This window comes from Halolamina sp., assembly GCF_036626355.1.
Lineage (GTDB): Archaea > Halobacteriota > Halobacteria > Halobacteriales > Haloferacaceae > Halolamina.
The window spans coordinates 20,807-30,436 of sequence record NZ_JAZKRY010000029.1; the positions used below are offsets into that span (position 1 = coordinate 20,807).

A 9,630-nucleotide genomic window follows, 5' to 3' on the forward strand; every position below is an offset into this window, starting at 1 on the left:
AATCAGTTCGGGTGAGAGCCCGTTTCTAACCATGAACCCGGGTGACGTGCCCGCCACAGCCACACTGCTCGACGTACTCGATACGCAGGTCCCCATCCTGCTCCTGAAGCGCGTCGAAGAGGTACGCCTCCGGATGGCCGTGAGCGCCGTGGGTGACGAGGTTCACGTGGTTCCCCGCGGTGGTGTGGATTACGGCCTCGATGGCCTGTTCTACGACCAGCGACTGGTCCTCGGCGTGGAAGTCCCGTTCGAGATTCGCCGACCAGGAGTTGTCGTGCAGACGGTCGGTGACACCGCGTCGACTCACCTACCGTCGAGCAGTCGGGTCCCGGTTCGGTCCGGGAGGTCCAGCTCCTCGATTCGACTGATGACCGCGTCGATATCGTAACTGGTGCGGTGGAGTTCCACGCCCGGCTCGTCCGAATCGAGGACAGCGTAGGCGGCATCCGGATCGCCATCGCGTGGCTGGCCGACGCTTCCGGGGTTTACGATGAGTGATCCCTCGACGGTTTCGGCGTGCTGGATGTGCGTGTGGCCAAGGACGACGCCGCGGTGGTCGTCGAGGAACTGTGGGATGGTGCTGAACTGCGCCGGTTTGACGTACGTGTCCTGGTGTTTGGGGTGGTCGTGGACAACCAGGAACTCCTCGTCGAACTCGACGCTCCGCGGGAGGGTGTCGAGCCAGTCGAGTTGCGCAACCGAAAGCTCCTCTTTGGCCAGTTCGAGTCCGGCTTCAGCCATTCGGTTCGCCCGGTAGCGCGCGGGCCTTCGGACGGTCCGGTCGTGGTTCCCCATCACGACGATATCGGCGGCCTCGCGGACACGCTCGAGACACTCCGCTGGCCAGGGGTTGTAGCCGACGATATCGCCGGCACAGACGAGCGTGTCGACCGGTGGCATCTCAGCGAGCACGGCCCGCAGCGCTGGGAGATTGGCGTGGATATCCGAGATGAGTCCGACTCGCATATCCGTTCTCCAGCCCGCGTCCGGGTTAACTGTTTGTCCGGATACCGCTTTCGGAGACTGGCTCGACCCCGGGAGCTTTGGGCAAGGCCCAAGACCGAGATATCATGCACGAACTCTCACACACCATGCACGACCTCTCACAGCCAATCGAGACGGGGATGTCGACATATCCCGGCGACCCCGAGGTCTCGCTCGAACCGGCGGCGACGTTCTCGGAGGACGACTGCCGCGTCACCGCGCTCTCCTGCGGGAGCCACACCGGCACTCACGTCGATGCGCCCTCTCACACCGAAGCGGCGGGCCGCACGCTCGACAGCTTCGACATGGCGGAGTTCGTTCTCGACGCCAGGAAAGTCGACTGCCGAGGGCTGGATTCGCGAGAGCCGATTCCCGCTGCCCGCATCCCCTCGGCCGACGCCGACTGCGCGGTATTCTGGACCGGCTGGGACGAGCACTGGGGTGAGAGCAGCTATCTCGACCATCCGTATCTCTCGGTCGCAGCCGCCGAACGCTGTGCAGAGCGTGGGCTGGCGGTGGCGACGGATACGCTCAACCCCGATCCGACGCCGACAGCCCAGGCCACTGACGACGAGCCGACCGAGTTCGCGGTTCACCACGCGCTGCTCGGTGCTAACTGTCTGGTCTTCGAGAACCTCGCTAATCTCGGTGCGGTCCCCGACCGGTTCGAACTCCGGGCGTACCCCATCCGGCTCGGCGGCGACGGCGCGCCCGTTCGAGCGGTTGGGGTTGAACCGACCGACTGAGGTTGTCGAGGACGCCTATTCCGCGAACTTGCGTTCCAGCAACGCGACGAGCAGGGTCGCGCCGAGTCTGGCGGAGTTCCCGGTCGGGTCGTGGTCCGGGGCGACCGCCATCAGATTCGCGGCGCCGACGGCGTCGTGGGTGCCCAGGGTCTCCATCACGGTGAGTGCCTGGTGAGCCGAGAGGTCGCCAGCTTCGGGTGTTCCGGTTCCGGGCGCGTGACTTGGGTCTACGGCGTCGGTGTCGAAGGTGACGTACACGGTCAGTCAGAACGGCGTCCTCACTGTCAGACCCTGCGAAGCGTCTCCTGAAAAACGTTCCGCGGGGGTGGCTGCGTCCCGCTACAGTTTTGGGGCCGTCCAACCGACGGTACCTATGGACGTGACCGTCTACGGCCCGCTTCGCTCCGCGACCGGCGGGAAACGCCTGGAGCTCTCTCCGGCGGAGCAGACTGTCAGGGGCGTCCTCGACGCGCTTCTCGACGAATATCCCCGCGCGGAGTCGCAGCTGCTGGACGACGAGGGTGCGCTCAGGCCAAGCGTTCGGGTCACCGTCGACGGTGAGACAGCAGCGATGGACGAGGAGTATCCGCCTGACGCGGACGTCGCCATCTTTCCGGCGATGCGCGGTGGGTAGCGACGGGAAAATGAGCGGTCAGGGGTCAGGGCAGCCCCTCAGGGCCGGGAGAGCGTCTCATAGTGAGTACTGCGAGTCTGTCCCGCCGTGACCATCCGTGTCGGTGATGGGAGCCCCTGACCCGGCGTCGTTCGACACCGTCGATGAACCTATTCGCCGTAATCACTATCAGAGGTCGTACTGGGCGCGAACGGTGTCAGCGAGGCCAACGTCTTCGAGATTCTCCATCGGCGCCAGCATCGAGAGCTGCACCACGCCCGGGAGGCGCGCGATTTCGACGCCGCCGGTGAACGTACACCGACTCCGGACCTCACCTTCGGTCATCTCCAGCAGCTCACCCGCCCGGTCGAAAGCGTTCTCCGTTGCGTCGTTGATGGTCGCACCCGAGCCGATGACCTGAACCGGGGCGGCGTCGTGGAGTTCGTCCACGTCGTGCTCGGCCGCCACCTCTGACCCGGCCTCGCGCTCGTCCTCGGTGTAGGGTTTCGCGATGTGGGGCAGGTCCTCCTCGTTGGGCAGCAGCAGCGGCCCGCCCAGGTCGAGGTCCTTGATCACCTCGACTTCGAGTTCCGTCTTGCCACTCACGTCGGTGGTGTGCAACGAGAGTTCGCCGTCGCCCTGGTTCGCGTGCAGGTCACCGACGTACAGCCCCGCGCCCTCGACGCGGACGGGGCAGATGAGCGTCGCGCCGGGGCGCACGTTGTTCGAGTCCATATGACCGTCCGTGCGGTCCTCCAGAGCCGCCTCGTCCGGGAGTCCCCAGTCGTGGCTCGCGCCGATGAGGAACTGCCCGAAGTCGCCGGCGTTGTGCGAGTCCGGCAGCTCCCGCGTTGGTGTCGTCCCGATGTTGCCGATGAACGGTCGGAGTCGGCCGAGTGTTCCCGGCATCTCGTCCGGACCGTAGAGGAGAATCGGGTGCTGGCGGGAGTTCTCCGGCAGCGCTATCGCCTCCCCGGCGCGGTCGGCGAGGTCGTCAGCGCCCTCGCGCCCGACGGTGACGCCGACGGTGCGTTCGTCGTCGAACGCGACGGTGTAGCCGTACTCGAAGCCGAACGAGGAGGCGTTCGCCCCACACTCCGCACACCGGATGGCGTCCTCGCCGGATCCCTCGACGACGCTTTCGGGCCACTCGGTGCCACACTCGGGACATCTGTGGTCGACGAACGGGTCGTCACCGAACGCCGCCTCGCGTTCGTCCATGCTCCCAGTGCTCGTGGCTACGCTGGTCACCTCGACGTCCTTGATGCGCACGACGAGTGCGTCACCCGGCTTGGCGTTCTCGACACGGATGGGCCGGGTCACCTCGTGGCCGCCGCGGAACTTGGGAGTGATCATCGGCCCCCAGCAGGCCGGCGGCGTGTGTGTCCGCACCGTTCCGCCGTCGGCGACGGTGCCGGCCCACTCCTGGTCCGGACCGACCAGTCCAAGAGTGTACGCGTCTACCTCGAGTTCTTGCTGTATCTGCTGGGACATACGGTCTGATATACGTGTCTGCGCTCTTCAAGCCATGGTTCGTGATGACGTCAGCCGCCGTCCGGGAGTATATCCGGTCGGAGCCCTGAACGAGGGGTATGTCCGAGATCGACGCCGGGACGCTGCTACCGAGCCCACAGATGAAGGAGGACGCACTCGCCGGAGACGTGACACAGATCCACCGCGGCCAGGCGTACGCCGAGGAGGGAGATACGTTCGAAATCGACGACGAGGTGTTCGAGGTCGACGACGTGACCGAGCGCACGCTCGGCGACCTCACGGACGAGGACGCCCGTGCAGAAGGCGCGCGTGACCTCGACCACTACAAGCAGATCCTCGAGCACGCTCACGACAGCTTCGAATGGGACGACGAGAGCGAGATCGTCAGACACCGGTTCGAGCAGCGCTGAGGCGGCTCCGTTTTCGGGACGATGTAATCGTCGATCGCTGGACGCACCGCGACGGGGAGCGCTGTCGCTCGGGGGCGCAGTTCGCTGAAAAATGATTGTTTCTATGTCGCCGTGAGGCGACGAGAAGCCCGAATTATACCCGCGTGACGTTGGTCGCCCGGGGGCCCTTGTCGGCCTGCTCGATATCAAACTCTACATCGGTACCTTCCTCGAGGTCGGGTCCGCCAACGTCTTCCATGTGGAAGAACACGTCGTCGTCTGCGTCCTCAGTATCGATGAAACCGTAACCGCCAGTGTCGTTGAAGAAGTCAACGTTTCCGCTTGCCATTACAAATATACGAACATCCCGCCCACGGATAACTCTGCCGAGAGTCGCGGTACCATGGCGGTTGGTGCCTGTGGGGGCGAAACAGGCCAATGCGGCAATGGTCGACTGCCGTCATCTCACCTGTTCTCCGGCAGTTCCTCGACTCAGTCGTCGAGTTTCGCCTCCATCTCCCAGCCATAGCGGCACCCTTCGTCGTCAAATAGGTTTCAGTTCCTCTCCGTTGATTCGACTCCCGTTCTGTCGCCGCTATCGGTCGGCTACTCCCGAATACGTTCGGGAATAGGTTGACTGCCAGCACAGGAGTGGGTGGGATATGGCAGCCGATACCAACGCCAGCACGGAGGAGAATCCGTGGCCACAACAGCTGCTGGACCGCATCTGGTTGCTCGCACTCGCCGCGATTCTCTACTGGGTGCTCTCCTACATCGTCTGGGGAATCGTCGATATCCTGACGGTGCCACTTGGGTGAACATCGATGGATTCGCCAATTGAACCACCCGATGGCGACTGGTGGAACGAACAGGTTAACCGGCGCGAGTCGATCTGGCTCGGCCTCAGCGGCGCGTGGGCGGTCACGCTGTTCGGCTGGATGCTCGGCTGGACCGAGTTCGGTGAACAGAATCAGACGGGCTCGACTTACAAGCTATCGACCGAGAAGTTCCAGCAGAAGGTACAGTCTTACAAGGACGCAGCGGGCACGCTCACCGTCGACGAGGAGGAGCATCTCGTCCCCGCGGAGAACGATATCTACGTCGGCGCGCTCCAGTGGGACTGGGACGGGCTTCCGGCCGTGCTCAGGCCGGGCGAGACCTACCGGTTCCATCTGGGCGCCTACGACGTCCAGCATGGGTTCTCCGTGCGCAACGAGGCCAACTTGAGCCAGCAGATCTCGCTGCAGATCCTCCCGGGCTACGAGTGGGTGCTCGAGATGACGTTCGACGACCCGGGAACGTACCAAGTCGTCTGTAACGAATTCTGCGGTGTCGGGCACCGCTCGATGCACGGGAAGTTCGTGGTGACAGACTACGACCCGGCCGCGGTTTCGACCACAGACGACGACGAATCTAACGCCGACTACGGCGGCTGGTTCACCGACGCCACCGGTGGAGCGACGGAGAACTACGACGGAACGACGGTCGACGAGACGGGCTCCGACGAGGTGACCGTCACGGTCGGCGCCGAGGGCAACAGCGGGAGCTTCGCTTACGACCCCCCAGCGGTCTCCGTCTCCTCGGGGACGACGGTGGACTTCGAGTGGGAATCGGACAACCACAACGTGCTGGTCGAGGACCAGCCCGACGGCGCCGACTGGCAGGGTCACGAATCGATAGAGAACGGCGGGTTTAGCCTCCAACACACGTTCGAGACGACGGGTGTGTACACGTACTACTGCGAGCCCCATCTCGCGGTCGGGATGAAGGGCGTCGTAGAGGTGATCTGAGATGTTCGACGTAAGTACCTACGAATACGACGACGACGGCTTCCGCGAGTGCAACGTCACCGGGCTCAACATCCACGAAACCGCCGAGGACATGGTGAAACTCTACGGGCTGACCGCGATCCTCGCGCTCACGGTCGGTGGGCTGTTCGCGCTCTTGGTCGCGCTGACCCGCTGGGAACTGATTGGTCTGCTCTCGGCGAGTGACTACTACACGTATCTGAGTATCCATGCCTGGAACCTGCTGATCTTCTGGATGATCTTCATGGAGATCGCGATTCTCTACGTGGGGGGGCCGTTCGTCCTCGGGCGGAAGCTTGCCATCCCCCTGCTCGCGAAAGCTGGCTGGGTGATCATGGCCACCGGCGCGCTCATCGTCAACGTGGCGATTCTGGTGACCGACTTCCCCAACGAGGCGCCGTTGCTCACGTCCTACGTGCCGCTCCCTTCGAGCTGGCAGTTCTACCTGGGCGCCATCGTCTTCGTCCTCGGAACCGTCATCGCGGCGCTGCCGTTCTTCGCGACCATCTGGCAGGACCAGCGGGAACACGGCCGGCGCACGCTCCCGCTGGTCACCTTCGGCGCGTTCATCACGAGTATCGTCGCCGTCGAGGCGCTCATCGGCGGGCTCCTCACCTACGTGCCGGCGCTACTCTGGCGGATCGGCTATCTCGAGAGCGTCGACCCGGCGTACTACCGGCAGATGTACTGGATCATCGGCCACGGGAGCCAGCAGATCAATCTGCTGGCGATGATCACCGTCTGGTACTTCCTCACGCACGTGATCGGTGGCGCCGCGGTTGCCAGCCAGAAGATCTCCCGGGCGGCGTTCGTCCTCTACCTGTTCTTCATCAACATCGGTGCGGCCCACCACCTGATGTCCGACCCCGTGGTCTCGACTGGCTGGCGGATGTGGAACACTTCCTACGCCGCCTACGGGGCGGTGTTCGCGAGCATGATCCACGCCTTCGCCATCCCCGCCGGGCTCGAAGCCGGCCGGCGGGCGAAAGGCAAGGCCGGCGGACTGTTCGGCTGGCTCTGGAGCAGCCCGTGGGACGACCCTGGCTTCTCCGCGACGGTTCTGAGTATCATCCTCTTCGGATTCCTCGGGGGCATCACCGGCGTCATGATGGGCCAGATGCAGCTCAACATGACCTGGCACAACACGTTCGCCACGGTCGGGCACTTCCACGCAACCGTCGCGACCGGAACCACGCTCGCGTTCATGGGGCTTGGCTACTACGTCCTCAGGCTGGTGTTCGGCCGGGAGTGGTCGTTCGGCTTGGTCGCGAAGATCCAGCCGTATCTCTACGGCGGTGCGATGGCGCTGACAGTCCTGATGATGATGTACATGGGGATCCTGTTCGGCGTGCCGCGCCGACACCCCTCCGTCATGGATATTCCCGGCACCGCGTTCAGCTTCTCGCCCGCAAAACCGTTCTTCGCGGTGTTCGGGGTCGCCGCGATCGTATCCATCGTCGGCGGCGCCCTGTTCATCGTGGTCGCGCTGGCCTCGCTCCTGGTCGGTGAGCCATTCGATGGCAGTTCGGTCGGCGATATCCACCGAACGGCTGCTGACGGGGGTGAGAGTGGCTCCATCAACGCATACAGCATGCGCGGAACGTTCACCCTCTGTCTCATCTTCCTCGGGGTCTTCGTCACCCTGTGGGCGATGAACTGGTATCTCCTCTCGACCATCTGGCAGATCGGCCCCTGACCTCATGGATCGCACCCTCCCCGCACAGCTCTGGTCGCTCGTCAAGCCCCGAATCGTGACGCTGCTCTGTGTCACCGGCGTGTTCTCGTTACTCGCGGCCGGTGGCGGCTCGGCCACGGTCGTGGCCGGCTTCCTCGTCGCCGGCGGCTGTATCGCCGCGAGCGCGGCGGCGTGGAACTGCTGGTACGACCGCAAGCTCGACCGCCGTATGGAGCGGACCGCCGACAGGCCGCTGCCAAGCGGCCGCCTCGACCACCGGGTCGCCGCCGGCTTTGCCACCGCGCTCCTGATCGTCGGAACTGCGGTCGGCCTCGCGCTTCTGTCGGCGCAGGCAGTCGCGTTCATGCTGCTCGGCTTCGCGTCGTACGTCGGCCTCTACACGGTGCTGCTCAAGCGACGCCACTGGCTCGGCGTCGTCCTCGGCGGCTCGGCCGGCTCGTTCCCTGTGCTCGCCGGCTGGACGACGGTTCGACCGCTGACGCTCGAGCCGCTCGTGATGGCGCTCGTCGTCTTCGCGTGGACGCCCGCTCATGCGTGGGCGTTGGCGTACGTCTACCGCTCGGAGTTCGCGTCGGTGTCGATACCGACGCTCCCGGTCGTGACCACGACCACACGGGTCCAACGGGGCGTTCGGTACGCCGTCTGGTCGACGGTGCTCACAGTCGTCTGCATGATTCCATTTGCCGGAGCGCCCTACACCGTCACCGCTGTGGTCGGGAGCGCGCTGTTCGTCCTCGGGTTCCGCCAGTTCCTCCGTACCGGCACGGAGCGGGCGGCGGTCAGGGCGTTTTTCACCTCGAACCTCTTCCTCGCGGCGCTGTTTGGCGCCTGGGGGGTCGGTGGCGTCGCCGTCGACCTCGCGCCGTGGAGCCAACTGGTCGCCCTGCTGGTGCTGCCGATGCTGTTTGTCGGGCTCTGGAGCGCACGCCCAGGCCTGCGAGGCGTTCGAGGCGCGGTCGGCGGGGAGTGGCGCATCGTTACCGACCGTGTGGCCGAAGCCATGGCCACGGCTCGGCTCAGCTATGTTCGGGAGAACGACCACCTGGAGGGGTCGGGCAATCGTGAGTGACGATGCCTGACGAGTCACCGAAATCCGGCGACTCGTCGAGACGCGAGGAGCAGCCCACGGTTACTGTGCGGTCGCTCGTCAGGGGGGCGTGGAGACAGCTCAAGACGGTTTACTACGCGAACTCGCTCAGCTGGCGCTTCCTGAAAAGCGGGACCCTCGTGTTTTTCGGCTTCTTTCTGTGGGCCGGCGCGAACCTCCTCTACTCGTACAACCCCGAGTTGACGCTGCTCCAGTATCCGATGGCCTACGGCTTCATCCTCATCCTCTACGGGCCGATCCACCATCTGGTCGTCCTCCCCATCGCGTTTCGATGGCGACGTGCCACCGGGCTCAGACAGCCCATCGGGAGTCGAGGGCCGAACGCGATGCTCGTGCTGTTTCTCGTCGCCGTCGTCGTCCTGGGAACCTTCCCCGCCGGGCCGATGCTCGTCGATTTTCAGGGTGCGCTGCAGTCCGGTGGGGCCAATATCAGCCCTGACTTGCTCTGTACGAAGTCGACAACCCAGAACGGGACCTCGATCCACTGTCATCTGACGGAAACCGAGGGCATCGACCGTATCGTCGTCAAGAGCGGCAGTTCCGAACTCCTCGTCGACGACACGCCGCCCTACGAGTTCACCGTTCACGAACGGGAGCTCGAATCCGTGACCGGGGAGAAACGGTTCACAGTGATGCTGCAGGACGAGAAGCAGAACCTGATTCGACGGTACACGCGGCGGCTGTCGATGATCGACGAGGGATGAGTTACCGTTAGTAGGCGCCTGTTAGTGATTACTGCGAATAGGTTCATCGACGGTGTCGAACGCCGCCGGTTCAGGGGCTCCCATCACC

Annotated in this window: 12 protein-coding genes and 1 pseudogene; 8 read left to right on the forward strand and 5 right to left on the reverse strand. The window is 64.5% G+C overall.

Annotated elements, in window-relative coordinates; all coding sequences use genetic code 11:
- Positions 1-25: 25 nt before the first annotated feature.
- Positions 26-307, reverse strand: a complete 282-nt coding sequence (locus V5A38_RS06560) for a CGCGG family rSAM-modified RiPP protein (protein WP_332324948.1) — start codon at positions 305-307, stop codon at positions 26-28.
- The gene (locus V5A38_RS06565) at positions 304-966 is read right to left on the reverse strand and encodes a metallophosphoesterase family protein (RefSeq protein WP_332324949.1); all 663 of its coding nucleotides are present in this window, start codon (positions 964-966) and stop codon (positions 304-306) included. The genes V5A38_RS06560 and V5A38_RS06565 overlap by 4 nt, the downstream gene beginning before the upstream one ends.
- 125 nt (positions 967-1,091) lie before the next feature.
- Here V5A38_RS06565 and V5A38_RS06570 point away from each other — a divergent pair, with 125 nt between their 5' ends.
- Entirely contained in the window at positions 1,092-1,730 is a 639-nt protein-coding gene (locus V5A38_RS06570) for a cyclase family protein (RefSeq protein ID WP_345786276.1), read from the forward strand.
- 15 nt (positions 1,731-1,745) lie between these two features.
- On the opposite strand, the pseudogene V5A38_RS06575 reads toward V5A38_RS06570, so the two are convergent.
- Positions 1,746-1,988, reverse strand: a pseudogene (locus V5A38_RS06575) (arginase family protein); the annotation flags it as partial.
- Between the two features lie 115 nt (positions 1,989-2,103).
- Here V5A38_RS06575 and V5A38_RS06580 point away from each other — a divergent pair.
- Complete coding sequence (locus V5A38_RS06580) at positions 2,104-2,364, forward strand: ubiquitin-like small modifier protein 1 (protein WP_332324952.1); 261 nt, start codon at positions 2,104-2,106, stop codon at positions 2,362-2,364.
- Between the two features lie 168 nt (positions 2,365-2,532).
- Here V5A38_RS06580 and V5A38_RS06585 read toward each other — a convergent pair whose 3' ends face one another.
- Positions 2,533-3,837, reverse strand: a complete 1,305-nt coding sequence (locus tag V5A38_RS06585) for an acetamidase/formamidase family protein (protein WP_332324953.1) — start codon at positions 3,835-3,837, stop codon at positions 2,533-2,535.
- A 98-nt stretch (positions 3,838-3,935) separates the two neighbouring features.
- Between V5A38_RS06585 and V5A38_RS06590 the strand changes: the two genes are divergently transcribed.
- On the forward strand, positions 3,936-4,247 hold the full coding sequence (locus V5A38_RS06590; RefSeq protein WP_332324954.1) for an ASCH domain-containing protein: 312 nt from the start codon (positions 3,936-3,938) through the stop codon (positions 4,245-4,247).
- 133 nt (positions 4,248-4,380) lie between these two features.
- Here V5A38_RS06590 and V5A38_RS06595 read toward each other — a convergent pair whose 3' ends face one another.
- Positions 4,381-4,575: a cold shock domain-containing protein gene (locus tag V5A38_RS06595; protein ID WP_332324955.1), complete on the reverse strand. Its 195-nt coding sequence runs from the start codon at positions 4,573-4,575 to the stop codon at positions 4,381-4,383.
- 313 nt (positions 4,576-4,888) lie between these two features.
- Between V5A38_RS06595 and V5A38_RS06600 the strand changes: the two genes are divergently transcribed.
- The 5 genes from V5A38_RS06600 to V5A38_RS06620 are packed head-to-tail and all read left to right on the forward strand — an operon-like array spanning position 4,889 to position 9,542.
- Positions 4,889-5,044 carry a hypothetical protein gene (locus V5A38_RS06600; protein WP_332324956.1) on the forward strand — a complete coding sequence of 52 codons (156 nt, stop codon included), beginning with the start codon at positions 4,889-4,891 and terminating at the stop codon, positions 5,042-5,044.
- 6 nt (positions 5,045-5,050) lie between these two features.
- Positions 5,051-6,016, forward strand: a complete 966-nt coding sequence (locus V5A38_RS06605) for a halocyanin domain-containing protein (RefSeq protein ID WP_332324957.1) — start codon at positions 5,051-5,053, stop codon at positions 6,014-6,016.
- A gap of 1 nt (position 6,017) precedes the next feature.
- Positions 6,018-7,730, forward strand: coding sequence for a cbb3-type cytochrome c oxidase subunit I (locus V5A38_RS06610; protein ID WP_332324958.1), 1,713 nt, complete (start codon positions 6,018-6,020; stop codon positions 7,728-7,730).
- A 4-nt stretch (positions 7,731-7,734) separates the two neighbouring features.
- Positions 7,735-8,799 (forward strand): heme o synthase, encoded by a 1,065-nt coding sequence (cyoE, locus tag V5A38_RS06615; protein ID WP_332324959.1) that lies wholly within the window; start codon positions 7,735-7,737, stop codon positions 8,797-8,799.
- Positions 8,800-8,801: 2 nt separating this feature from the next.
- Positions 8,802-9,542: a hypothetical protein gene (locus tag V5A38_RS06620; protein ID WP_332324960.1), complete on the forward strand. Its 741-nt coding sequence runs from the start codon at positions 8,802-8,804 to the stop codon at positions 9,540-9,542.
- The last annotated feature ends 88 nt before the right edge of the window (positions 9,543-9,630 follow it).